This is a genomic window from Zavarzinia sp. CC-PAN008, assembly GCF_051903925.1.
Classification (GTDB): Bacteria; Pseudomonadota; Alphaproteobacteria; order Zavarziniales; family Zavarziniaceae.
This window is the reverse complement of sequence record NZ_CP173678.1, coordinates 3,158,824-3,183,080: the sequence shown is the minus strand read 5'-3', so window position 1 is coordinate 3,183,080 and position 24,257 is coordinate 3,158,824. Positions and strand designations below refer to the sequence as shown.

The 24,257-nt window shown below is 67.4% G+C and carries 23 protein-coding genes and 1 tRNA gene; 20 read left to right on the top strand and 4 right to left on the bottom strand.

Annotated features, from left to right (window positions below; genetic code table 11):
• The first annotated feature begins 1 nt into the window (after window position 1).
• From ACI6GS_RS14955 to ACI6GS_RS14910, 10 genes are all read left to right on the top strand, one after another.
• Complete coding sequence (locus ACI6GS_RS14955) at window positions 2-1,465, top strand: RimK family protein (RefSeq protein WP_439814252.1); 1,464 nt, start codon at window positions 2-4, stop codon at window positions 1,463-1,465.
• 127 nt (window positions 1,466-1,592) lie between these two features.
• Complete coding sequence (locus ACI6GS_RS14950) at window positions 1,593-3,647, top strand: carbon starvation CstA family protein (protein ID WP_439814251.1); 2,055 nt, start codon at window positions 1,593-1,595, stop codon at window positions 3,645-3,647.
• On the top strand, window positions 3,625-3,846 hold the full coding sequence (locus ACI6GS_RS14945; RefSeq protein WP_439814250.1) for a YbdD/YjiX family protein: 222 nt from the start codon (window positions 3,625-3,627) through the stop codon (window positions 3,844-3,846). Before ACI6GS_RS14950 ends, ACI6GS_RS14945 begins: the two co-directional genes overlap by 23 nt.
• Window positions 3,809-4,345 (top strand): hypothetical protein, encoded by a 537-nt coding sequence (locus ACI6GS_RS14940; RefSeq protein WP_439814249.1) that lies wholly within the window; start codon window positions 3,809-3,811, stop codon window positions 4,343-4,345. Before ACI6GS_RS14945 ends, ACI6GS_RS14940 begins: the two co-directional genes overlap by 38 nt.
• A 101-nt stretch (window positions 4,346-4,446) precedes the next feature.
• Window positions 4,447-4,785, top strand: coding sequence for an accessory factor UbiK family protein (locus tag ACI6GS_RS14935; protein WP_439814248.1), 339 nt, complete (start codon window positions 4,447-4,449; stop codon window positions 4,783-4,785).
• Window positions 4,782-5,474: a gamma-glutamylcyclotransferase gene (locus ACI6GS_RS14930; RefSeq protein ID WP_439814247.1), complete on the top strand. Its 693-nt coding sequence runs from the start codon at window positions 4,782-4,784 to the stop codon at window positions 5,472-5,474. Before ACI6GS_RS14935 ends, ACI6GS_RS14930 begins: the two co-directional genes overlap by 4 nt.
• A gap of 22 nt (window positions 5,475-5,496) precedes the next feature.
• The gene (locus tag ACI6GS_RS14925) at window positions 5,497-6,060 is read left to right on the top strand and encodes an NUDIX hydrolase (protein WP_439814246.1); all 564 of its coding nucleotides are present in this window, start codon (window positions 5,497-5,499) and stop codon (window positions 6,058-6,060) included.
• A gap of 128 nt (window positions 6,061-6,188) precedes the next feature.
• A complete protein-coding gene (locus tag ACI6GS_RS14920; protein WP_439814245.1) occupies window positions 6,189-6,599 on the top strand; it encodes a disulfide bond formation protein B in 411 nt (136 codons plus the stop codon).
• A complete protein-coding gene (locus tag ACI6GS_RS14915) occupies window positions 6,596-7,240 on the top strand; it encodes a DsbA family protein (protein WP_439814244.1) in 645 nt (214 codons plus the stop codon). Before ACI6GS_RS14920 ends, ACI6GS_RS14915 begins: the two co-directional genes overlap by 4 nt.
• 79 nt (window positions 7,241-7,319) lie before the next feature.
• Window positions 7,320-7,394, top strand: a tRNA-Gln gene (locus ACI6GS_RS14910).
• 58 nt (window positions 7,395-7,452) lie between these two features.
• On the opposite strand, the gene ACI6GS_RS14905 is transcribed toward ACI6GS_RS14910, so the two are convergent.
• Window positions 7,453-8,187: a class I SAM-dependent methyltransferase gene (locus ACI6GS_RS14905; protein WP_439814243.1), complete on the bottom strand. Its 735-nt coding sequence runs from the start codon at window positions 8,185-8,187 to the stop codon at window positions 7,453-7,455.
• A gap of 247 nt (window positions 8,188-8,434) precedes the next feature.
• Here ACI6GS_RS14905 and ACI6GS_RS14900 point away from each other — a divergent pair, with 247 nt between their 5' ends.
• From ACI6GS_RS14900 to ACI6GS_RS14875, 6 genes are all read left to right on the top strand, one after another.
• Window positions 8,435-10,486 carry an NAD(+) synthase gene (locus ACI6GS_RS14900; protein WP_439814242.1) on the top strand — a complete coding sequence of 684 codons (2,052 nt, stop codon included), beginning with the start codon at window positions 8,435-8,437 and terminating at the stop codon, window positions 10,484-10,486.
• 145 nt (window positions 10,487-10,631) lie between these two features.
• Window positions 10,632-11,339, top strand: a complete 708-nt coding sequence (locus tag ACI6GS_RS14895) for a CBS domain-containing protein (RefSeq protein ID WP_439814241.1) — start codon at window positions 10,632-10,634, stop codon at window positions 11,337-11,339.
• Between the two features lie 74 nt (window positions 11,340-11,413).
• Window positions 11,414-11,860, top strand: coding sequence for a host attachment protein (locus ACI6GS_RS14890; RefSeq protein WP_439814240.1), 447 nt, complete (start codon window positions 11,414-11,416; stop codon window positions 11,858-11,860).
• 99 nt (window positions 11,861-11,959) lie between these two features.
• Window positions 11,960-13,540, top strand: coding sequence for a hypothetical protein (locus ACI6GS_RS14885; protein WP_439814239.1), 1,581 nt, complete (start codon window positions 11,960-11,962; stop codon window positions 13,538-13,540).
• Window positions 13,537-14,049, top strand: a complete 513-nt coding sequence (locus ACI6GS_RS14880; RefSeq protein WP_439814238.1) for an SCO family protein — start codon at window positions 13,537-13,539, stop codon at window positions 14,047-14,049. The genes ACI6GS_RS14885 and ACI6GS_RS14880 overlap by 4 nt, the downstream gene beginning before the upstream one ends.
• Window positions 14,046-14,939, top strand: a complete 894-nt coding sequence (locus ACI6GS_RS14875) for an alpha/beta fold hydrolase (protein WP_439814237.1) — start codon at window positions 14,046-14,048, stop codon at window positions 14,937-14,939. Before ACI6GS_RS14880 ends, ACI6GS_RS14875 begins: the two co-directional genes overlap by 4 nt.
• Window positions 14,940-14,970: 31 nt before the next feature.
• Here ACI6GS_RS14875 and ACI6GS_RS14870 read toward each other — a convergent pair whose 3' ends face one another.
• Window positions 14,971-16,566, bottom strand: a complete 1,596-nt coding sequence (locus ACI6GS_RS14870) for a GMC family oxidoreductase (RefSeq protein WP_439814236.1) — start codon at window positions 16,564-16,566, stop codon at window positions 14,971-14,973.
• A 321-nt stretch (window positions 16,567-16,887) separates the two neighbouring features.
• Here ACI6GS_RS14870 and ACI6GS_RS14865 point away from each other — a divergent pair, with 321 nt between their 5' ends.
• The 3 genes from ACI6GS_RS14865 to ACI6GS_RS14855 all read left to right on the top strand — a co-directional run bounded on the left by ACI6GS_RS14865 (window position 16,888) and on the right by ACI6GS_RS14855 (window position 19,850).
• Window positions 16,888-17,349, top strand: a complete 462-nt coding sequence (locus tag ACI6GS_RS14865; protein ID WP_439814235.1) for a MarR family winged helix-turn-helix transcriptional regulator — start codon at window positions 16,888-16,890, stop codon at window positions 17,347-17,349.
• A complete protein-coding gene (locus tag ACI6GS_RS14860) occupies window positions 17,327-17,698 on the top strand; it encodes a response regulator (RefSeq protein ID WP_439814234.1) in 372 nt (123 codons plus the stop codon). The genes ACI6GS_RS14865 and ACI6GS_RS14860 overlap by 23 nt, the downstream gene beginning before the upstream one ends.
• Window positions 17,699-17,801: 103 nt before the next feature.
• Window positions 17,802-19,850 carry a SpoIIE family protein phosphatase gene (locus tag ACI6GS_RS14855; RefSeq protein WP_439814233.1) on the top strand — a complete coding sequence of 683 codons (2,049 nt, stop codon included), beginning with the start codon at window positions 17,802-17,804 and terminating at the stop codon, window positions 19,848-19,850.
• Window positions 19,851-19,906: 56 nt separating this feature from the next.
• On the opposite strand, the gene ACI6GS_RS14850 is transcribed toward ACI6GS_RS14855, so the two are convergent.
• Window positions 19,907-20,689, bottom strand: coding sequence for an SDR family NAD(P)-dependent oxidoreductase (locus ACI6GS_RS14850; RefSeq protein WP_439814232.1), 783 nt, complete (start codon window positions 20,687-20,689; stop codon window positions 19,907-19,909).
• A gap of 131 nt (window positions 20,690-20,820) precedes the next feature.
• Between ACI6GS_RS14850 and ACI6GS_RS14845 the strand changes: the two genes are divergently transcribed.
• Window positions 20,821-22,470 (top strand): acetolactate synthase large subunit, encoded by a 1,650-nt coding sequence (locus ACI6GS_RS14845; RefSeq protein ID WP_439814231.1) that lies wholly within the window; start codon window positions 20,821-20,823, stop codon window positions 22,468-22,470.
• 68 nt (window positions 22,471-22,538) lie between these two features.
• On the opposite strand, the gene ACI6GS_RS14840 is transcribed toward ACI6GS_RS14845, so the two are convergent.
• Entirely contained in the window at window positions 22,539-24,218 is a 1,680-nt protein-coding gene (locus ACI6GS_RS14840; RefSeq protein WP_439814230.1) for a SulP family inorganic anion transporter, read from the bottom strand.
• Window positions 24,219-24,257: the final 39 nt, after the last annotated feature.

Here is a 24,257-nt window from a genome sequence, read left to right as displayed (position 1 = left end):
CATGCCCGCCCACGTCATCATCGTCGAGAAGCGCGGCGACTTCCGGTGGCCCGATCCTGGCGGCAGGGTTGCCACGGTCGAGGACTATCTGGGCGATCCCCAGCGCTTCACCCAGCGCAATCCACAGATCATCAACCTGTGCCGGAACTACGACTATCTTTCGGTGGGCTACTACTGCTCCCTGCTGGCGGAAGCGCGGCAGGACAAAGTCGTGCCCAGCGTCGCCACCCTGGTCGAACTGGAGCGTCGATCGATCTATCGCTTCCTGCTGGCCGAGCTTGACGTCCTGCTGCGCAAGGTCACGCGGCGCGACCCGCCCAAGGTCCAGGCCATGGACCTGTACGTGGTGTTCGGCCGCCCGGACGACAGCCGGTTCGACGACCTGGCCGACCGGGCATTCGACCTGTTCCGCTGCCCATTGCTGAAGCTGGAACTGGTCGCCGAGCCGAAATGGCATGTGAAGGCGATCGAGCCTTTGTCCCTCAAGGCCTTGCCCGAGGCTCTTGATGCGTTGTTCCAGGACAGCCTGGAGCGCTTCACACGGCGCCGCTGGCCCAAGATCCGCGCCCGCACTGGGCCGCGCTATGACCTGGCAATCCTGCACGATCCGCAGGACAAACTTCCGCCGTCCGATGCCCGCACCTTGCAGAAGTTCGTCAGCGTGGGCGAACAGATGGGCATCGACGTCGAACTGATCGAGCGACGCGACTTCTCAAGACTTGCCGAGTTCGACGCCCTGTTCATCCGCGAAACAACGGCAATCCCGCACCATACCTATCGCTTCGCGGTGAAGGCGCAGAGCGAGGGGATGCCGGTGATGGACGACCCCGCCTCCATCATCCGCTGCACGAACAAGGTCTTCCTGGCCGAGTTGCTGCGGACGAATGGCGTACCGACGCCGCGCACGCTGATCCTGTCCAAGCCCGACGCGCAAGGTCCCGCCAGCCAACTGGGCTATCCGCTGGTGCTTAAGATTCCAGACGGATCCTTCAGCCGGGGCGTGAAGAAGGTCGACAATGCCGATGAATTCGTTGACGTCTCGCGCATCATGCTCAAGGACAGCGAGCTGATCCTGGCGCAGGAGTTCATGCCCACCGAATTCGATTGGCGCATTGGCGTGCTGGAGGGGCAGGCGATCTTCGCCTGCCAGTACATGATGGCGCGCAAGCATTGGCAGATCATCAACCATGGCCCCGGCGGCACCGTCCAGGACGGTGCCGCGCGCACATTCGCGGTGGAGGATGTGCCCAAGGAGGTCGTCCGCGTCGCGGAACAGGCGGCGCGCCTGATCGGAGATGGGCTCTATGGCGTTGACCTGAAGCAGACGAAATCCGGCGTCTTCGTCATCGAGGTCAATGACAACCCCAATATCGATTGCGGGGTCGAGGACAAGGTCCTGCGCGACGATCTCTATCGCCTGATCCTGGGCAGCTTCCAGCGCCGACTGGAGGCGCGGCGGGCCTGATCCGCCCGGCCAGCTCCCCGCACACCATTGAGTGCGCAGCGTTCCCGGCGCTAGTGTTGCGGCAGACGGCCTGGGGGCCGGCCGGCGTCCACCATCACGAGACGCCGGCGCATGCTGGGAGTAGCGCATGGCAGGAATGGCGCCCCGCGTCGCCTGGGGCCTTGTCACCATCGTTGGCGCGTTCGCGCTGGGCACCGTGGCCCTGCACCGGGGCGAGACGATCAACGCACTGTGGCTGGTCGTGGCGGCAGCCTGCGTCTACCTGATCGCCTATCGGTTCTACAGCCGGTTCATTGCCAATTCGGTCCTGCAACTGGACCCCAGCCGTACGACGCCAGCCGTCCGGCACAATGACGGCCTGGACTATGTGCCGACCCACCGGACGGTGCTGTTCGGTCATCATTTCGCGGCGATCGCCGGGGCTGGCCCACTGGTCGGGCCGGTGCTGGCGGCACAGATGGGCTATCTGCCCGGGACCATGTGGATCCTGGCGGGCGTCGTGTTCGCGGGGGCGGTCCAGGACTTCGTCGTGCTGTTCCTGTCCACCCGGCGCGATGGCCGCACGTTGGGCGACATGGTGCGGGCCGAGATGGGGCCGGCGGCGGGCATCGTGGCCCTGGTCGGCGTCCTGCTGATCATGGTGATCCTGCTGGCGGTGCTGGCCCTGATCGTGGTGAAGGCGCTGGCGCACAGCCCCTGGGGCACATTCACCGTCATGGCGACGATTCCCATCGCCGTGCTGATGGGCCTGTACGGGCGGATGCGCCCCGGTGCAGTGGGCGAGATGTCGGCGATCGGCTTCGTCCTGCTGATCGCCGCAATCTGGGGCGGCCAGTACGTATCCCAGCATGCCGAGCTTGGCCCCCTGTTCGACTACGACGCCGAGACGCTGGCCATCATGCTGATGGCGTATGGCTTCGTGGCGTCCGTCCTGCCGGTGTGGCTGCTGCTGGCCCCGCGCGACTACCTGTCGACGTTCCTGAAGATCGGGACGATCGCCGCCCTGGCTGTCGGCATCCTGGTCGTGATGCCCGACCTGCGCATGCCCGCGGTGACGCAGTTCGTCGACGGCAGTGGACCGGTCTGGTCCGGCAACCTGTTCCCCTTCCTGTTCATCACCATCGCCTGTGGTGCCGTCTCCGGCTTCCACGCCCTGGTTTCGTCCGGCACGACGCCCAAGATGTTGGCCAACGAAGCCGACATCCGGCCGATCGGCTATGGCGCGATGCTGGTCGAATCGTCGGTCGCGATCATGGCGTTGACGGCGGCCAGCGTGCTGGACCCGGCGATCTATTTCGCCATGAACAGCCCGGCCGCCCTGATCGGGACCACGCCCGAGACGGCCGCGGCGGCGATCTCGTCCTGGGGCTTCGTGGTGACGCCCGACGCCCTGACGCAGATGGCCACCGACGTGGGCGAGTCGACGATCCTGTCGCGCGCCGGCGGGGCGCCGACGCTGGCGGTCGGCATGGCGCACATCTTCTCCAGCGTCATCGGCGGGCAGGCGATGATGGCGTTCTGGTACCACTTCGCCATCCTGTTCGAGGCGCTGTTCATCCTGACCACGATCGACGCCGGCACGCGCGTCGCACGGTTCATGATCCAGGACCTGTTCGGCCTGGTCAGCCCGGCCTTCCGCAGCACCCAGTCCTGGGGCGCCAACGTGGCGGCGACGGCGATCGCCGTTGCCGGCTGGGGCTACTTCCTCTACCAGGGCGTGGTCGATCCCCTGGGCGGCATCAACACGCTGTGGCCGCTGTTCGGCATCTCGAACCAGATGCTGGCCGCCATGGCGCTGATCCTGTGCACGGTCGTGCTGTTCAAGATGAAGCGGGAGCGCTTCGCCTGGGTCACGATCCTGCCTTGCGCCTGGCTCCTGATCTGCACACTGACGGCGGGGTGGCAGAAGCTGTTCCATCCCGACCCCAAGATTGGCTTCCTGGCCCAGGCGGAGCGGTTCAGCACCGCGCTGGCCCAGGGCCAGCTGCTGGCCCCGGCCAAGACGCCGGAAGCGATGCGGCAGATCATCACCAACAACCAGGTCGATGCCGTCCTTTGCGCCGCCTTCATGGCGGTGGTCGTGACCATGCTGGTTTTCGGCATCCTGCGCCTGCGCCAGGCCCTGGGCGCGCCGGGCGTGACGACGAAGGAGGTGCATGGTGGCGGCACGGCAACGGCCTGACGGCCCGCTTCGCCAGGCCTGGACCTGTGCCTGCCAGATGGCTGGCCTGATGGTCGGCCTGCCGGACTACGACGCCTATGTGGCGCATCGGCAGGCCAACCACCCGGGACTGGAGGTCATGACCCGGGCCGAATTCGTACGCGAGCGCCAGGCCAAGCGCTATGGCGGCGGCCCCGGTGCAGGCCTGCGCTGCTGCTGAGGTACTCGACGCCGGGCGGCAGGCTTCCTATCTTCGCGTCATGCCGCGCCGCGCAACGGATTCCCCGCCCCTTCGTGCCAATGCTCGTCATGAGCGCCACCCTGACCGACTGGTCGCGGCGCCCCTTGGCGCGCGCGAATTCGCGAAGGCGCGCAAGGGCTTCGACTGGGGCCTCGCCGTCGTGCTCCTGGTACTGGCCGGTGGTGCCGGGGCGATCGGCTGGTTCGGCTACCAGAAGTATCGCACCGATGTGCCCCAGGCCGGCGACATGACGGTGTTTGCGCCACGCGGCACGAATTCCGTCCCGGGCCAGGACGCGGCAGACGGCCAGGGCTGGACGCCAACACCCGAAGCCGCACCATCGCTGGAGCAAAGGGATGTTGGCGGCGTTGCTACCCATGCGGTGCCAAGCCAGACGCAGTCCCGTTCAGCACCGCGCTATGACAACCCGAACCGGACACTGGGCACGCTGCGCACGACGGAACCGCCAAAGGACTAGGCGTTAGACCGGCATCGGTCGCGCAGGCGACCGCATCGCGGACTGCCCGGAACACCCGGCGATACGACAGGACTTGTGCCATGCAAACCGACAATCGCCTCATGGACGACCTCGCAAAGCTTGCCACGGGCGCTCTGGGTGCCATCAAGGGCGCCAAGGGAGAGGTGGACACGCTGGTCAAGGCGCGCATGGAGCGCCTTGCCGCTCAATTGGATCTGGTCCCGCGCGAGGAGTTCGAGGTCGTGCGCGCCATGGCCATCCAGGCACGCGAGGAGAACGAGGCGCTCTCGGCCCGCCTGGCCGCACTGGAAGCGCAGTTGAACCCCGTCGCGGCATCCGGGCCCGCCATCGTGCCCCAGGCGCCCCAGCCGCCCGAGTTCGAGCCGGCCGCCGAGGCCGGGACGGCCCCGCCCGAGGCGGAGGCGCCCAACCCGACATGAGCCTGAAGCGCGAGGACCTGACCGAGGCAAGGCTGCAGGATCTGATCCGGGAGGTTGCCCCGACCGGCGCCTATCGGTTCCTGACTCCCGAGGAGCGTGCCGCCTCTCTGGACAGGATCCTCGCCGAGCTCCCAGCGGGGGAGGACATCTGGCTCTTCGGCTATGGCTCGCTCATGTGGAACCCAGCGTTCCACCATGTCGAGGAACGCCCGGCCCTGCTGCACGGGTTCCACCGCCGCTTCTGCCTGTGGACGCCCCTGGGCCGTGGAACACCGGAGCAGCCGGGCCTCACGCTGGCGCTCGAGCCCGGCGGCCGCTGCCATGGCATCGCTTTCCGAATAGAGGCCTCCAAGGTGCGGGAGGAGATGAACATCGTCTGGCTCCGCGAGATGCTGAGCGGCGCCTATCGCCCCCGCTGGGTAACCCTGGGAAGTGCCCAGGGCGCCCTTCGCGCCGTCACGTTCACGATCAATCGTAGCCATGAGCGCTATGCCGGTCGCATGTGCCCGGATGCCACTGCCGGCACCCTGGCCGCCGCATGCGGGCGTATCGGCACCTGTCGCGAATACCTGGAGAAGTCGATCGAGGCGCTGGCGCGGATCGGCGTGCGCGATCGCTACATGGACGATCTGCACCGTCGGATCCAGGTCCTGGCCGGGCGGCCCCCCATTGTCGCCCTCGAAGCCTGAAGCCGCCATGTCAGGGGAGCCGATGACGCCGCTGTGGCGTGTCCTGGATCGCCGCCGAGTGCTCGATTCCTCGCCGTGGATCGAGGTCTGGCTGGAGCGTCTTGAGCTTCCTGGCGGACGCGTGGTCGAGGACTATCACCACCTGGTCTGCCGCGATTATGCCCTGATTGTCGCGCTCGACCCGGCCGGGCGCGTCGCCCTGCTGCGCCAGTACCGCCACGGTGTCGGCGCCGTCACCCTGACACTGCCGGGTGGTGGACTGGAACCGGGGGAGGACGCGCTGGAGGGTGCGTGCCGCGAACTGCTGGAGGAGACCGGGCTGGAGGCCGACACCTGGACGCAGGTCTTCTCCAGCATCGACATGGCCAATGCCCGCGGCTCGCGCTGCACGGTGTTCCTGGCACGTGGAGCGCGCCCCGTCGCCGAGCCCTGTTCCGGCGACCTGGAGGAGGCGGACCTGGTCTTCTTCACGCAATCCGAATTGCGACGCGCGCTTGCGGGCGGAGAAGTCGGCGTGACGAGCAATGTGGCCGCCCTGTCCATGGCGCTCCTGCACCTGGGGCATGCGGGCGCGGAAGGCTCTTGACCCTGAAGCCGCTGTAGCCTTCAGCATCTGCGTCCGACCTTGTCCGGAGGCTCCGACACGCGGCCATGCCGACCGCTCCAGTCCCCCCGCGCCCGTCTGCGAAACCCCTGGCCCCCGGCTGGCCCTGGGTGTTCCTCGCCTGGCTGGTAGCACTCCTTGCGTCACTCGCCGTGCTGTTCGTCGGCGAGGTGATGGGTCAGGCCCCCTGCACCCTGTGCTGGTTCCAACGCGCCTTCATGTTCCCTTTGGCGATCATCCTGGGGCTTGCCTGCTTCCGCGGTGATTCGTCTGGCCCGGTCTATGGCATCGTGCTGGCGTGTGGCGGCGGCCTCGTCTCCGGGTTCCACAGCCTGGTCTATGCGGGGATCGTGCCCGAAGCGATCCAGCCCTGCTCGGTCGGCGGACCATCCTGCTCCGGCAGCGACATGACCATCCTCGGCGGGATGCCCCTGCCCTTCCTCGCCCTGGCGGCCTTCCTTGCCATCGCCCTCTTCCTTGCGTATGGCAACCACCTCTCTCGGGAGAAATCATCCACATGAACCGCCGCTTCCTCGTCATCGCCACGGCGGTCCTTGCCGTCGTCCTGTTCGGTGGCGCGTTCTTCTTTGCCGACCGCCTGCGCCCGGGTGCGAGCGTGACCGAGGAGGTGCTGGTGCGTCCGCACGCCGTTGTCCTGGGTCCCGTGGCCGCTCCCGTGACGATTGTCGAGTTCCTGGATCCGGCGTGCGAGGCGTGCCGCGCCTTTCACCCCATCGTGAAGCAGATCATGGCGACCTTCCCGACGAAGGTCAGGGTCGTCGTGCGCTATGCCGCGCTGCACCAGGGCTCGGACCAGGCTGTGCGCCTGCTGGAGGCGGCCCGCCTGCAGAATCGCTTCGAGCCCGTCCTTGAGGCCCTGTTCGAGAGCCAGCCGCAATGGGCGAACCATGGCGCCCCGAATCTGGCCCTGGCGTGGCAGGCGGCAGAGCGCGCCGGCCTGGACCTCGTCCGCGCGCGCGCCGATGGCGGCAGCGCCGCGATCACCGCAGTTCTGGAGCAGGACAAGGCCGATCTTCGGACCGTCGGCGTGCGGGCCACGCCGACCTTCTTCGTCAATGGCCAGGAACTGACCGATTTCGGAGCCCAGCAACTCTTCGACCTGGTCAAGGCAAAGGTCGACGCGGCGGGCGCGGGCTCCTGAGGCAGCCCTTCGCCGCAGCCTTGGTCGCCCATGTTGCGCCACGCGGCCCCAACGACTAAGGTCCCGCCGCTTCCGACGTTGGGGCGTCGCCAAGTGGTAAGGCACCGGATTTTGATTCCGGCATTCGGAGGTTCGAACCCTCCCGCCCCAGCCAAGCCCTCCCGCACCTCAATGGGCGGGGAAGCGCCTTGGCCGCCTCGGCCATCACCGCCTCAGTCGCCGGAGCGACACACCGCGCCGCAATGATAGGTCATGAGTTTGGCCGCAACCTGGGGGCTGAGCGACAGGAGCCCTCGCCGCAAGGCGATGACTGCATAGGCCTTGAGCGCTTGCCGATTGAACCGGTGGATCTCCACACTGTGATCGAAAATCTCCATGCCATCTATCGGCAATTCGGAGGTCTCAAGCGTCAAGGCAAAGGTATCCGGTGTGTATGAATTGATGTGTCCGATATTGAGTGTCTTCTGCAATCTCACCTGATTGGTCCGCAGGTTGATCTCGCACGGGACTTCCAGAAAGATCCAGGTTCGTGCGACGCGCCGCAGTTCCCTCAGGAACCCACGCTCGTCAGGCACGTGCTCAAGCACATGGCTGGCATAGACGAAGTCGAACGCGTTGTCCTCGAACGGCAGGACGCGCCCGTCATAGGCGCGAAGATCCATGGCTGCCGCGGCCGGGTCGCGGTGGGCGTCGGGATCGGCCAAGTCGACGCCAACGGCCTGCTGAAGGTGCGGCACTGCCCGCTTCAGCTCGGACAGGACGGCACCCGTCCCGCAGCCGACATCGAGGACGCTTCGCACGTTGGCCAGGCGCGGGCCCATGAGCTCGACCAGGTTGCGAACCTTGTCGATGGCTCCCAGGCGGCGCCATTCCAGCATGCGCGGCGTATACTCGCCATCATAGTGCGCATTCAATGCCCCGGCAGACAGGCTCGATCGAAACGCCATATGTCGCTCTCCAGACTGGGCTTCGGCGGTTCGTCGCCGATCGCCTGCCGCGTTCACGGTCAGGTGTTTCCTCTGCGACAACGGTACGTGGGCACTTCCGGTTGCACAAAGGGCAAACCCCCTTATCGAGGTTCCGCACCGGCTGCCTGATGTGCAGCGGCAGTCACACGGCGCGCTGAATGTCGCTTACCGCAGCGGGCTAAGGTGGTTATACTCAATTTGAAACTAAGTACCTGGGTGACCGGTGATGGGCAGTTTCCACAGCCTCTACAGCCACGAATTCCTGCGCCTGGCGGCATGCGTGCCGGCTGCACGGGTGGCGGAGCCAGACTTCGCACTGGCCCGCACGCTAGAATTGGCAGAGGCCGGGCATGCGGCGGGCACGGCGGTCATGCTGTTCCCGGAACTTGGCCTGTCGTCCTATGCGATCGACGACCTGCTGTTCCAGGACGCCCTGCTGGACGCCGTGGAGCGGGCGCTGGCCCAGTTGGCGGACGCATCGCGAGCGCTTGACCCGGTGCTGGTCGTGGGGGCGCCGCTGCGCGTCCGGGGGGCGCTCTACAACACGGCGATCGTACTCCACCGGGGAAGAATCCTGGGTGTGGTGCCCAAGGTCTATCTGCCGAACTACCGCGAGTTCTATGAGCGCCGCCACTTCACGACCGGCGCCAGGATCGTCAACCGCAGCATCGAGCTGGCGGGCCAGGATGCCCCCTTCGGCATCGACCTGCTGTTCCGCTCCATCGGAACCGTCCCCTTCACGATGCACGTCGAAATCTGCGAGGACATCTGGGTCCCTCTGCCGCCGTCGACGCGCGCGGCGCTTGCGGGCGCGGAGGTGCTGCTGAACCTGTCGGCCAGCAACATCACGATCGGCAAGGCCGACCACCGCCGCCTGCTCTGCGCCAGCCATTCCGCGCGCACGCTGTCCGCCTATGCGTACTCCGCCGCGGGCCCTGGTGAATCCACCACGGACCTGGCCTGGGACGGCCATGCCGCGATCTTCGAGGGCGGCACGATGCTGGCCGAGAGCGAACGCTTTCCCGCCGGCTCGACGATGGTCCGGGCCGATATCGACCTGGGCCGTCTGCGCCAGGAACGCATGCGCACCAATACGTTCGGGGATTGCGTGCAGATCGAGGGCGAACGCGGGCCGGCCTTTCGCACCGTAGCCTTTGCGCTGGACGCGCCAACGGCGGATGTCCCGCTGGACCGCGCTGTGGAGCGCTTTCCCTTCGTGCCCTCCGACGCGACGCGCCTGCGCACGGACTGCTACGAGGCGTACAACATCCAGGTCCAGGGGTTGGCGCGGCGGCTCCAGGCAACCGGACTGAAGAAGGCCGTGATCGGGGTGTCGGGCGGCCTCGACTCGACACAGGCATTGATCGTGGCGGTGCGGGCCATGGACCAGCTTGGCCTCGACCGGCGCAATGTCCTTGCCTACACGCTCCCCGGCTTTGCAACGTCGGAAGGGACGAAGGCCAACGCCTGGGCCCTGATGACGGCGCTTGGCGTCTCGGCGGAAGAGATCGACATCCGTCCGGCAGCGCGCCAGATGCTGGGCGACCTGAAGCATCCCTTCGCCGACGGCGAGCCCACCTATGACGTTACGTTCGAGAATGTCCAGGCGGGGCTGCGCACCGACTACCTGTTCCGCCTGGCGAACCACCAAGGCGGCCTTGTCGTTGGCACTGGCGACCTGTCCGAGTTGGCGCTCGGCTGGTGCACCTATGGCGTGGGCGATCACATGTCCCACTACAACGTCAATGCCTCGGTGCCCAAGACGTTGATCCAGCACCTGATCCGCTTCGTCGCCGGATCGGGGGACGTCAGCGCGGAGACGGCACGCATCCTGCACGCCATCCTGGCCACCGAGATATCTCCCGAACTGGTTCCGGCCAGCGACGGGAAGCCGATGCAATCGACCCAGGCCATCGTCGGGCCCTATGCGCTGCAGGACTTCAACTTGTACTACCTGACGCGGCACGGCTTTCGCCCGTCGAAGATCGCCTTCCTGGCGCTTCATGCCTGGGGAAATGAGACGCGTGGGGCGTGGCCCATCGACTTGCCGCAAGACGACCGCCGGGCCTATAGCCTGCCCGAAATCCGCCATTGGCTTCAGAGCTTTCTGCGGCGGTTCTTCACCAGCCAGTTCAAGCGGTCAACCCTGCCCAATGGTCCCAAGATCACGGCCGGCGGCTCGCTCTCGCCGCGCGGCGACTGGCGCGCGCCGTCGGATGGATCACCGGCCCCCTGGCTGGTGGAACTGGAGGCGAACGTGCCGGCAGACGCGCCCTAGGATCCTCCACCCTCGACTGTGCACGGGGGCGTGTGAACGGGAGCGGCCGTTCGTCTGTTGATGAGCATCAATGTCGGCACTGCAGGTCGCAGCCGACACTCGACCCACGCGGGCAGGATTCTGCCGGCCGATGCGGGAGATCACGATGCGCGTCCAACAGATCATGACTTCGCCGGCCCTCGGCGTGACCCCCGACACGTCGATCGCCACCGCACTGCGCCTGATGCTGGACAACCGGGTCAGCGGCCTTGTCGTCCTGGATGCGCAGGGCGCGCTCGTCGGCGTGGTGACCGAAGGCGACTTCCTGCGGCGCAGCGAACTGGGGAGCGAAAAGCGCCGTTCCTGGTGGCGCGACATCCTGGCGAGCCCTGCCCGCAAGGCTGCCGACTATGTCCATGACCACGGCCGCCGCGTCGCCGATGTCATGACAGGAAAGGTGATATCCATCGCTCCTGATACGACGCTTGAGGTCGTCGCCAATCTGATGCTGGAGCATGGGGTGAAGCGGCTGCCGGTGGTGGACGACGGCAGGGTCGTCGGCATCGTCTCCCGCGCGAACCTGCTCAAGGTGGTGGCGGCGGCTCTGCCGGGCACGGAGCCGGGGACCGCCGACGACCGCGCGATCGAGACGGCGATCGCTGCCGAACTGGAGCGCCAGACCTGGATATCGGCCCGTTACATCACCGCCCGGGCGCAGGCGGGCGCGGTCGTCCTGACGGGTACTGTCTTCAACGACGAGGAGCGCAAGGCGGCGCGTGTCGTGGCGGAGAATGTGCCCGGCGTCAGGAGCGTGGCGGACCAGCTGCTCTGGGTGGAGCCGATATCGGGCACCGTGATCCCGCCAGCCAACTGACCGGACGCAGACGGAACGGCTTCAGCGCCAATGCGTTGGCAAGGCAAGTTCGGTCAACAATAGAGGAGTATGTGATGGAGCCGGTGACGATCCCCCGCAATGGCTGGGTCCTGGTCTGCGACGGGGCCAAGGCCCTGACGTTCCGCAACGAGGGCAGCGCCGTGAACTGCGACCTGCAGACTGTGGATGTCATGGCCCACCAGGCTGCCAAGACTTCGGAGCTTGGCAGCGACCGTCCGGGACGTGTTCAGCAGTCGCACGGCACGGCCCGCAGCGGGGTCGAGCAGACCGACTATCACGACCTGGAGGAACAGGCCTTCCTGGCACGCGTTGCCGCGGCGATCGATGCCGCCGTGCGCGAGCACGAGATCCGGTCCCTGGTCGTCGTGGCGCCCCCGCGCGCGCTGGGCGTCCTGCGCAAGGAGCTGTCGGACGCCGTCTGTGCCGTCGTCACGCAGGAAATCCCCAAGGATCTGGTGGGCATGCCGACGTCCGAGATCACGCGTCACCTGGCCCACTGACCCCGCCACCTCCCGCAAAAGCGTCGCACTCTGCCGGTCGTGTCCGGCAGAGTGCTAGGCTGACGACAGCGGCCGCAGAGCCGCGAGGGAGGACGGCAGATGAGCATGACCCTGCAGGCCGCCGGGACGGCGATGGATGATCCGGCCCTGGCCGGCCTTGATCACCTGCAACTGGGTCACCTGCGCCATATCCAGAACCTGGCGCGCCGCCTGCCCAATGATTGGTCCCTGATGCAGGGCCGCAGCACGGGACAGGATGATTTCGGCAGCCTGCGGTTCCAACTGGCCTATATGGCCTATGCCCTGGCGTTGACCCATCGCCATCGCCTTCCCGCCGCACCGGGTGTGTTCAAGCCGGCCTTCGCCAGGCTGGTCGAGAAGATCCTGCTGCCCGAGGTGTGGCTGTACTGGCGTGACGTCAGCCGGGGTGGCGCTGTCTTCAACGCGCATCTGGTCGACCGCCTGCACGAGGAATGGGACCCTGTCGTGCGCCACAACATCATGTACAGCGCGTATGTCCAGTCGATGGCGCTGATGTTCAACGTCCTGTTCGACGACGACCGATTCGCGGCACCCGGCGCGCTGACGTTCAGGCACTGGTCGTTCTTCTGGGGCGGGCCGGAGAAGACGTTTGCCTATGACCAGAACAGCCTGAACGAACACATCTATTGGCAAATGGTCGAGAGCGGTCACCTGGGCGTCGCCTGCGAGCCGAACTGCATCTTCCAGATCTGCAACCAGCCCGCGATCCTGGGCTTTCGGCTGCATGACATCCTGAGCGGCGGCACCCGCGCGGCCGAGGTCGTGCGCGGCTACGAGGCGGCCTGGGCCGAGTTCGGCCGGGTGGGCGCGAATGGTCACTATCACATCATGCTGACCGAGGAACCGCGCGAGATCCGCCCGAACCTGGGCAAGGCCATATGGGTGGACGCCTGGACTGGTACCCTGATGAACATGTGGAACCGCGATTTCGTGCGCGCACACTACCCGCGCCAGCTGGAAGACCTCGTGATCCGCAAGGCAGACGGCACGGTGACGATCGAGCCGCCTGAACGCCCGCTCGTCATGGGGCAGACCGTGGTGTCCGACGACTGCGATTTCGGCTGGATCGCCGCCTGGGCATCGGAAATGGGGGACGAGGAGACGCTGGACGGACTTCTCCGTCACGCAGACCGCCATATGAGCCCCAGCTGGGCGGCTGGCGGCCTCTACTATCCGCGCAACGACACCGCGCATGACGGCTTCGGCAACCGTACGATGATGGAGCCGCATACCGGCAACGTACTGCTCGGCTATGCCCGCCTTAACGTCGCGGATGGCCTGTGGGGCCTGTACAACCGCCCCTGGGATCGCAACCATTTTGCCGAGCCCGCGGTGACCGAGGTTGCCGATGATGTCGATATCACGCGCGCCTTCTTCGACGTCCCGCGTCAGCTGCTGGTGGTCGACATGCAGCGTCGGACCGACGTCGGCGGCACAGGCCGCCTCCGCATTGCCCGGGTTCTGGGGCATGCATGGCAGATGACCATCGACGGGCATCAGGTCGCCTCCGGCCGCAGCGATGGGACCTGGAGCAGCAGCGGTCCCCTCCCCGTGACGGCCGACGGCGCCGACCTGGTGCTGACCTGCCCCGGCCCGTCGCTCCACACCCTCAGGATCCAGCTCGGCGCGCCGCAATGACCCTGGTCGCCGGACGGTTCAGCCTGGTCGACCATGATGGCCGGGCGGTCGGACACCAGGACTATGCCGGACGGTTCATGCTGGTCGCCTTTGGCTTCACCCATTGCCGCGTCGTCTGCCCGCGCAACCTGGCAAAGCTGGACGCAGCGCTGGATGGCCTGGGCCCGGACGCGGCACAGATCGCTGGCCTTTACATCACCGTCGATCCCGCACGCGACAGTGCGGCGGTGCTGCGCCGCTATCTTTTAGCCCATCCGCGCTTTACCGGCCTGACCGGCAGCGCGGAACAGCTGGCAGCGGCACGATCGGCGTTCCGGGTGTTTGCCAGGCGTCGCCCGGACGCCGAGGATCCCGACGGCTATGCCATGCCGCACACGGCGATCAGCTACCTTCTGGGTCCCGACGGCACCCTGCGGGACCACTTCCCCGAGCTATTGACGGCCGATGAGGTCCGTGTGCGAATTGCCGCGGTTTTGGATGCGGCCGGCCGAGGGGGAGACGCAGGGTGACGACGATCGGCACGCGCCGGATCGAGGCCAATGGCCTGGACTTCACCATTGACGAGGCCGGACGTGGCCCGGACGTCGCACTGTGCCTGCACGGCTTTCCGGAAAGCCGCTATTCCTGGCGCCACCAGTTGCCGTTGCTGGCTGAGCTTGGCTGGCATGCCGTGGCGCCCGACCTGCGCGGCTATGGCCAGTCGAGCCGCCCTGAGGGCAAGGCCGCCTATGCCATCGAGCACCTTCTGGCCGACGCCGGGGCGATCTTTGACGCGCTGGGTGCCCGTCGCCGCCTTCTGGTTGCGCATGACTGGGGCGCGGTCATCGCCTGGGCCTTCGCCTTGCGCCAGGTGCGCCCGCTGGACGGCCTTGTCATCATGAACGTGCCGCATCCGGCCATCTTCCGCCACGTCATCGGCCATTCGTGGGAACAGCGGCGCAAGTCCTGGTATGTCGCGTTCTTCCAGTTGCCCTGGCTACCCGAAGTCATGCTGGGGGCGCAGGGCGCGCGCGCCATCGGCCGCGCGTTCAGCGACATGGCGGTGGACAAGTCGGCCTTCCCCGAGCCGGTTCTGGAGCATTATCGCGCGAATGCGCGACAGCCCGGCGCATTGACCGCCATGATCAACTACTACCGCGCCAATTTCAGCGCCTTCTCCAAGGACCAGGGGCCATGGCCGCTGATCGAGGTGCCCACCCTGATGGTGTGGGGAGAGCAGGACGCAGCCTTGAGCCTGGAACTGACCGAGGGCTATGAGCCCTATGTCCGGGACTTCACGCTGAGGCGCCTGCCCGGCGTCTCCCACTGGGTGCAGCAGGAGGCGCCGGAGGCCGTGAACCTGCGCCTGCGCGAATGGCTGGAGCGCAAGGACCTGGTGCTGGCCGACCGCGCAGCCTGACGGCCGATCGGCGACCGTGCCGCCCGACGTCTCAGGCGGCGCTGGACAGGATCATGTCGGCGGCCTTTTCCCCGATCATGATCGTGGCCGCGTTCGTGTTGCCGCTGACCAGGTTCGGCATCACCGAAGCGTCGACAACCCGCAGTCCGTGCAGGCCGTGGACCTTAAGGCTGGGATCGACGACCGCCATCGGATCGGTACCCATCTTGGCCGTCCCCACCGGGTGATAGATCGTACTGCCCGTCTCGCGCGCATAGGCCAGCAGTTCGTCGTCGGTCCGGGCATCGGCGCCCGGACGCAGTTCCTGGCCGCGCCAGGGTGCCAGGGCGGGCGCCTCCGCCAACTGGCGGCCGATACGCAGGCCAGCCACGATCACCTGCTGGTCTGTCTCTACCCCCAGGAAGTTGGGGCGGATCGCCGGGGCAGCGATGGGATCCCTTGACTTCAGGATGACCGTGCCGCGGCTGTCCGGCCGCACCTGGCAGGGCGCGACGGTCATGCCGGGCAGGCGTTCCAGCGCCATAGCCCCCTCGACCGTCGGGTCTATCGTGGCGGGCAGGATGTGGTACTGGATGTCGGGCTGTTCCAGTTCGGGGCGCGACCGGCAGAACGCATAGATGTGGGCGGCGCTGAGCGTCAGCAGGCCGCGCCGCATGGTCACGAACTTGGCAACTTCCGCCGCCAGTGCCAGGCCGCGCGTCCGCTCGTTGATGGTGACCGGCTTGGTCACGCGCCACTGCATGCTGACGACATAATGGTCCTGCAGATTGCGCCCGACGCCCGGCAGGGCGTGCTTCACGTCGATGCCCAGGGGCTTGAGATCATCGGGATTGCCGATCCCCGACAATTGCAGCAGTTGGGGCGAGTTGATGGCGCCGCCCGACAGGATCACCTCACGCCCTGCCTTGGCGACCTGTTCGTGCCCGTCCTTGCGATAGGTCACGCCCACCACGCGGGTCCCCTCCAGCAACAGGCTGGTGGCGACGGCGCCGGTCTCGACCACCAGGTTGGGCCGCTTTCTCGCGGGCTTGAGATAGGCGACGGCAGCGCTGCAGCGGCGGCCGTTCCGGACCGTCAACTGGTAGTATCCGATGCCCTCCTGCGAGGCGCCGTTGCAGTCGTCGTTGCGGGGAATGCCGATCTGCTCGCCCGCGGTGATGAAGGCGTCGGAGATCGGATGGCGCTCGCTGGGATCGCTGACCCAGAGCGGCCCGTCATTGCCGTGCAGGTCGTCCTTGATGCGCTCGTTGTGCTCGGCCTTCTTGAAATAGGGCAGGACGTCGTCATAGCTCCAGCCGCGATTGCCAAGCTGGGCCCAGACATCGAAATCTCGGGCCTGGCCGCGGATGTAGAGCAGGCCGTTGATCGAACTGGAGCCGCCCAGGACGCGGCCGCGCGGAAAGAAGATCGGGCGGTTGTTGCTGCCCTGCTCGGGCTCGGTCTCGTAGCACCAGTTCACCTTGGGATCGACCAGGGTCCGGGCATAGCCCACCGGGACGTGGATCCAGGGATTGGTGTCCTTTGGCCCCGCCTCGAGCAGAAGGACGCGATGACGACCACTGGCCGTCAGGCGGTTGGCCAGCACGCACCCGGCAGAACCCGCACCGATGATGATGAAATCGAACACGTCGCCCTGCCTCCCCTGTGGTCGGCCGATCTTGCGTGGCCGTTCCCATTCTGCCTAGCCCATGCGCCGGGTCTTGCCCAGCACCATCGCGGAAGAGGGAAAACAACCTTGGTCACACGTGCCTAGTGGGAATACAGTGATCGCGTGCGGAGCATTGACCGGTCCCGCAGCGGAATGCGGGTCGGGGTGGCAGCATGTTCAGAACGATTTTTAGTCTAAATCGCATGCGGGAGGCTTGCCATTGCGGGAACCGGCCCGGATAATCGTCGCGCCGCAACTCTGACGACTCATCCCCACTTGATGCGCCACCAACGTGACATCGTGTCGCAACCCACCGCCCTGCCACAGGCGGTGTCGGAGTTGCTTGAGCAATTGGGTCGCGCGATGCACAGCGCAAGCTTCTCAAACGGCCTGAACCCGGCACAGTGGAACGCGCTGCGCTATCTGGCGCGGACCAATCCCGGTGCCCGCACCGTTTCAGGCTTTGCCAAGCATCATCGGACCGAGAAAGGTGCCGCATCGCAGACGATGGCGGCCCTGGTGCGCAAGAAGCTGGTGCGGCAGACGGTCGACCTGGAAGACCGGCGGGCCCGGCCCCTGGAGCTGACCGAGGGCGGGCGGCGCCTGCTGGCCGAGGATCCGCTCGGTGGCGTGGCCCAGGCCCTGGCCCAGTTGTCGGCGGCCGAACTGCTGGGAACGGCGCGGGCGGTCGAGTTGGTGGCGCGGTCGCTCTTCCCCCAGGATTCGAGAGAACTGGATCATGACGACGATCCTTCTGGTTGAGGACGACGCCACGGTGCGCCGTGGCCTCAGCCGGGCGCTCGCGACCGCGGGCTACACCGTGGTCGAAGCCGAGCATGGCGCCGCGGCGCTTGAGCAGCTTGAGGTGCACAAGGTCGACCTGGTCCTGACGGATATCGTCATGCCTGGGATCGACGGACTTGCCCTCGTCGCAGAGCTGAACAGCAAGCGTCCAGGCCTGCCGATCGTCACCATGTCGGGCGGCGGACGGACCATGCCGGCGCCGCTGGCCCTGCCCCTGAGCGAGGCTTATGGCGCGACGCGCACGCTCTACAAGCCGTTCCGGACATCCGAACTGCTGGAAGTCCTGGCGGAGGTGTGCGCCCCCTGACCTTGCGTCGGCTGGTGCGTGTGGCTGGTGTCCGCGCACTCAGGCCCGCTAGGCTCAGCCCCTGGCCCCCAGGACAGGGTTGATGGTGCTGGATCACGAACCGATGGAGTCGCGACGACCGGGCTGGTCCAGGCCGTTGCTGGCGCTTGTCGTGTTGGGCCTGATCGCGGCGCTGGCGTGGCAGGCCATATCCTGGCGCACGGCCGCGGCATTGACGCGAGAGACCCAGGCTGTGCGGGGTGCACTGGACAGCCTGGCCTACCTGGGCAGCCAGCAGGGGGCACTGTTCCTGGGCAGCGAGCAGCGCACCGCCATCGCCGCCGGGCGCCAAGTCGAGCGCCTGCTGGCGGACGGTGCCGACACGGCCCGGATCGAACGCTCCCTTGTCGAGCTTGAGGCGGCGCTGAACCGCGGAGAGCCCGGCCTTTTCCTGGTCGATGCACAAGGAAAGGTCGTGGCCACGTCCGGTCCCAATCCGGCCGCCGATTTCCCCGTCGACGCCGCCGCGGTCCAGGCGGCATTCGCCGGCGTGACCTACTCCCTGTCCGGTCCGGTGGCGATGCGGGCGCGCAGTGCCAGCCTTGTCGTCACGCTGCCCGTCGCGCGGCCCGACCGCACGATCGCCTATGCCCTCTCCTCGCTTGTCGACCTGCGGCCGTTCTGGAACTTCGTCGAACTCAATACGGTGGGCACCTTCCTGCTGGCGTTCGTCGATGCCGACGGTGCCGTCGTGGCAGGCGCCAACGATCGGGGGCGCGAACTGTTCGGCGATCCCCTGCTGGCGGCCGACGCACCTGCGGCAGAGCGGGTGCAGACTGCCAGTGCGATCCGGCTGTCGGGCCAGGATGGCCAGTGGATCGTCCAGCGCACCGTCATTGACGGTTGGCCGCTCAGTCTGGTCGCGGCCGTCTCGCGCGAGCGGATCGTTGCCCGCGCCCGGGACACCGTGGTCCAGGAAGCGGCCCTGGCGGCCCTGGCGGTGCTCGTCCTGGGCGGTCTCGTCACGGCCCTGGTCGTGGTGATCCGGCGCGGCAGCGCGGAACGGCAGCGCCGGCAGCGGGCGGAAGCCGCGATCGGCCTGGCGGGCGCAATGATGCCGGGTGGGTTCGCCGTATCGGGACCGGACGGGCGCCTGCGCTATGTGAATCAGGCCTTTGCCCAGATGCTGGGCAGCGAGTCGCGCGTGCTGGAAGGCAGCCGCCTGAGCGACAGCCTGCGCCAGGCGGTTGATCGGGCGGTCCTGAAGCCGCCTTCCGGCGGGCGCTGGGATGGCCCCGCCGCGGCTCCGGGCGGCGACACGGCCGACCTGGAACTGTCCAGCACGGACGGCAGCTTCCACCTGCTGCGCGAACGCACGACCGAGGATGGCGCCCGCGTCCTTCTGACCACCGACATCACCGAGGTGAAGCGCTTCGAGACGCGCGTGCGCCAGGAACTGGCCATGGCGGCGCGGGTCCAGCAGTCGATCCTGCCGACCGATCCGCCCAGCGGCCCGGGCTATGAGCTGGCCGGCACGATGCGGCCCGCCCGGCAGGTGGGGGGCGACTTCTACGACACCTTCGCGCTGCCGGGCGGGGCCATCGGCATCGTCGTCGCCGACGTTTCGGGCAAGGGCATTGCCGCCGCCCTGTTCATGGCGGTTGCCCGCACCATCCTGCGCGAGTTGGCCCAGCGCAGCGCCCAGCCCTCGGACGCGCTGCGCCTGAGCAACGAGGCCCTGTCCCGCGACAACGCGGCCGAAATGTTCGTGACCGTCTTCTATGGCGTCTATCAGCCGGAGACCGGGCGCCTGGCCTATGCCAATGGCGGGCACAATCCACCCATCGTGGTCCGCCGCAGCGGCCGCCCGGAACGCCTGCCCCTTACCGGCGGCGTGGCGCTGGGCATGATGCCCGACCTCGACTATGACGCGGATGAGATCCTGCTCGAACCCAACGACGCGCTCGTCCTCTACACCGACGGCGTGACGGAGGCCGTCAACGCCGCGATGGAGGATTTCGGCATGGATCGCCTGGTGGAGGCGCTGGCCCCCTGCACGGGCCAGGACGCGAGCACGCTCGTCACCCATGTCGTCCAGACGGTCGATGCCTTTGCGGCCCAGGCGGAGCAGGCGGACGACCTGACCGTTCTGGTCCTGCGCCGCACGGCCTGAGCCGCACGGCCTGAGCCCTCCCCCACCGCCTTGCGGCGGGAGGGGAATTGCCCGCGTCAGCCGCGGCCGGTCTTGGGGAATGAGGAGCCGCCCTCGATCGGCAGCATGACGCCGGTCGTGTAGCTGCTGGCAATGGGGCTGGCGAAGTAGAGGGCCGCACCCACGACCTCGTCGGCATTGCCGGCCCGACCGGACGGATAGGTCGCCGCGCGCTGCTTGAACTCGTCGGTGTGGACCCAGGCCTTGCTCACGTCCGTGATGAAGGGGCCGCACATGATTCCGTTGACCCGCACACTGGGCCCGTACTCCATCGCAAAGGCCGTGGTGATGACGTTCAGGCCGGACTTCGCCGCAGCATAGGGGGCGGTGTCCGGGGTCGGCCGGATCGACGCGATGGACGAGATGTTGATGATGGCGCCGCCGCCATCCTTCACCATCTGCGAGCCGAACAGGGCGGACAGGCGGAACGGCCCCTTCAGGTTGACGCCCAGCACCTTGTCGTAGAGGTCCTCGCTCGTCTCCAGCGACGACGACGCGATGGGCGACATGCCGGCATTGTTGATGAGGACGTCGCAACGGCCCCAGCGCGCGATCACTTCCTCGAACAGGCGATTGCAGTCGTCCCACTTCGCGACATGGCAGGCATGGGCCGACCCCTGGCGCCCCAGCGCATTGATCTCGGCCACCGTCTCGTGACAGCTCTCGACCTTGCGGCTGGCAATGGCCAGGCTGGCGCCCGCCTGGGCAAAGCCCAGCGCCATCGCATGGCCCAGGCCGCGGCTGCCCCCGGTGATGCAGACCACCTTGCCCGTGAAGTCATAGGCCTTTGCGATATCCATGAGCGTGTTCCTCCCTTCGCTTGTGCTTCGACTTCTATGGCGTGGGCCGCCCGCCATCAAGCTGTGACGGCCATCCCTGGGCATGGGCGCAACGGGAGCGCATGATCCCCTGACTGGGAGGAGCAGGAACGATGAAAGCCTCTGATCTGCTGGTGCGCTGCCTGGAAAAGGAAGGCGTCACCCACATTTTCGGCGTCCCCGGCGAAGAGAATGCCGACTTCATGATGTCGCTGCGGGGCTCGCCGATCCGCTTCGTGCTGACCCGGCACGAACAGGGAGCGGCCTTCATGGCCGAGGTCTATGGCCGCCTGACTGGCAATCCCGCCGCCTGCCTGGGCACGCTGGGGCCCGGTGCCACCAACCTCATCACGGGCGTGGGCGACGCCAACATGGACCGCTGCCCCCTGCTGGTCATCACGGGCCAGGGGGCGACCAAGCGGCAACACAAGGAATCGCACCAGGTCATGGACGTGGTGGAGATGTTCCGCCCGGTGACCAAGTGGGCGATCGACATCCGCCATCCCGACACGATTCCGGAGATCGTGCGCAAGTCGGTGCGCCTGGCCCGGTCCGAAAAGCCGGGTGCGGTCCTGATCGAACTGGCCGAGGACATCGCCAAGCGCGATACCGAGGCCGTTCCCATGGAGCCGCGACGCTTCCGCCGGCCACTGGCCGGCGAGCGCGTGCTGGACAGCGCGTTCGAGATGCTGAAGGCGGCCAAGCGGCCGATCATCATCGCCGGCAACGGCGCCATCCGCAGGCGTGCGACCAAGCAGCTGCGCCTGCTGTGCGAGGCAACGGGCATCGGCGTCCTCAACACCTTCATGGCCAAGGGCGCGGTCGGCCGCGATGCCGACTATTGCCTGTTCACGGTGGGCCTGCAGCAGAAGGACTACGCCGTCCACGCCATCGACGAGGCCGACCTGGTCATCACGGTTGGCTATGACCTGGTCGAATACGCGCCGCGCCTGTGGAACCCCACCCGCTCCAAGCAGGTCATCGACATCGACTTCCTGCCCGCCGAGATCGACGCCGACTACCATCCTGAGGTCGAGGTGGTGGGCGACATCGCCTATTCCCTGCGCATGCTGCGCGCGCGCTTCGAGAAGCAGGGCGTGCCCGACTACGACTTCAGCGGCCAGCGCAAATGGCGCAACCGCATGATCGAGGACATGGCCGCCCACAAGGACGACGACACCGAGGGCGCGATCCGCCCGCAGAAGGTGTTGTGGGACATCCGCGAGGTGCTGGGCCCTTGGGACATCCTGCTGTCCGGCGTGGGGGCCCACAAGATGTGGACGGCACGCTACTACCCCGCCGACCGGCCCAATACCTGCCTGATTCCCAATGGCTTCTGCTCCATGGGCCTGCCCTTGCCCGGCGCGATCGCGGCGCACCTGGTGCACCCGGATCGCAAGATCATGGGCCTGGCCGGAGACGGCGACTTCATGATGAACGTGCAGGAGATGGAGACCGCCCGCCGCCTCAATGCCGACATCACGATGGTGGTGTGGGAAGACGGCGGCTATGGCCTGATCGCCTGGAAGCAGGACAACGAGTTCGGCACCCACACCGACCTCTCCTTCGGCAATCCCGATTGGCTGGCCCTGGCAAAAGCCTTTGGCTGGGAAGGCGAATACGTGCGCAAGTCGACCGACCTGAAGGCGGCCCTGCAGCGGGCCGTCGCGCACAAGGGGCCCTCGCTGGTCGTCGTCCCCATCGACTACCGCGAGAACCCGCTCCTGACCAAGCGCCTGGGCCAGATCGGGGTGACCATCTGAAGGGCGGCCCGACCCAGCCTGTGGGAATGATGCTTCGAGACGCGTCCGGTGCAACGGCAGCCCCACCCCTACCCCGCCAATGCTGTCTCCACGTCCGGGGCGAAGGCGGCCAGCGGCGGGTGGACGCCATGCGCCTCCAGCATCTGCCGGACGGAGGTGCTGGCCGCGGCGATGGTGACGCGGGCGCCGCGGCGTGCGGCCTTGCGCGCGAAGCCCTCGATCGTGGCGGCGGCGGTCGAGTCGATCAGGGCAACGCCGCCCACGTCGATCACGAAGTGCCGCGGCCGGTCGCCAATCCGCTCCAGCGCCGTTGCGACACTGGCCGCCGAGCCGAAGAAGAAGGCGCCGTTGATCCGGCTGACCACGACATCGCGCTTCGCGGCCGTACGGGCGTCATAGGGCGTGCGGCTGCCATCGGTCGGGAGATCCGCGCGGTCGGCCTGTTCGACTGATGCCGCGCCCGCCATGCGCTGGATGAACAGGAGGGCGCCCAGGCTGAAGCCGACGACGATTCCTTCGATCAGGTCGCGGAATACGGTAACGAGCAGCGTCGCCACCAGCACGACCGCATCCCCGCGGGAGGTTCGCAGCAGGATCGCGATCTGGTGCCGCTCGGCCATGTTGAAGGCGACGACCGCCAGCACCGCCGCCAGGGCCGAAAGCGGGATGTAGCTGGCCAGCGGTGCGGCCACCAGCATGAAGGCCAACAGGAAGGCCGCGTGGAGCATGCCGGCAATGGGTCCGCGGGCGCCGGTGCGGACGTTGGTCGCGGTGCGGGCGATGGTCCCGGTGACGCAGATGCCGCCGAACAGGGCAGAGCCGATATTGGCGATCCCTTGCGCCACCAGTTCGCAGTTCGAGCGATGCCGCCGGCCGCTCATCGAATCGGCGACGACAGCAGACAGCAGGCTCTCGATCCCGCCCAGAAGCGCAAAGCTGGCGGCATCGGGCAGCACAGCCACGACCTTGGCCCAATCCAGGTCGGGCAGGTGCGGCGCCGGCAGCGTGTCGGGGATGCCACCGAAGCGCGTGCCGATCGTCTCCACCGGCAGGCCGAACGCCCAGGCCAGGGCCGAGGCAAGCACCACCGCCACCAGCAGGTTGGGCCAGTGCGGCCTGAGCTGGCGCAGGGTCAGGATCACACCGATGGCGATGGCGGCAATGCCGACTGCCGCCAGGTTCAGGCTGGGCAGGGCCGCGGCCAGGGCCTCCACCTTGGGCACGATGGGGCCCGGCTCCTTCCCCGCCAGGTCCAGGCCCAGCAGGTCCTTGAGCTGGCTGGCGAAGATGATGACGGCAATGCCGGCCGTGAAGCCCACCGTGACCGGATAGGGGATGTACTTCACGAACGAGCCGAGCCGCAGCAGGCCGACCGCCATCAGGATGACGCCGCTCAGCAACGTGGCCAGGACCAGGCCGTCCACGCCGTGGCGCTCGACCGTCAGGGCCACCAGCACGATGAACGCGCCGGCCGGGCCGCCGATCTGGAACCGGCTGCCGCCCAGTGCGGAGACGAGGAAGCCGCCGACAATGGCGGTATACAGGCCGCGGTCCGGCGTCACGCCGCTGGCAATGGCGATCGCCATGGACAGGGGCAGCGCCACGATCGCCACGGTCAGGCCGGCGACTGCATCCGCCCGCAGGTCGCCCAGGCCATAACCCTCTCGCAGGACGGTGACCAGCTTTGGGGTGAACAGGTCGGAAAAGCTGGGGGCCGGGTCCCCTGGTGTCGTGTCGCGCGCCGTCATGACGTCCGATCCGGGCCCAGGTCCATGCGGCCCTGGCCA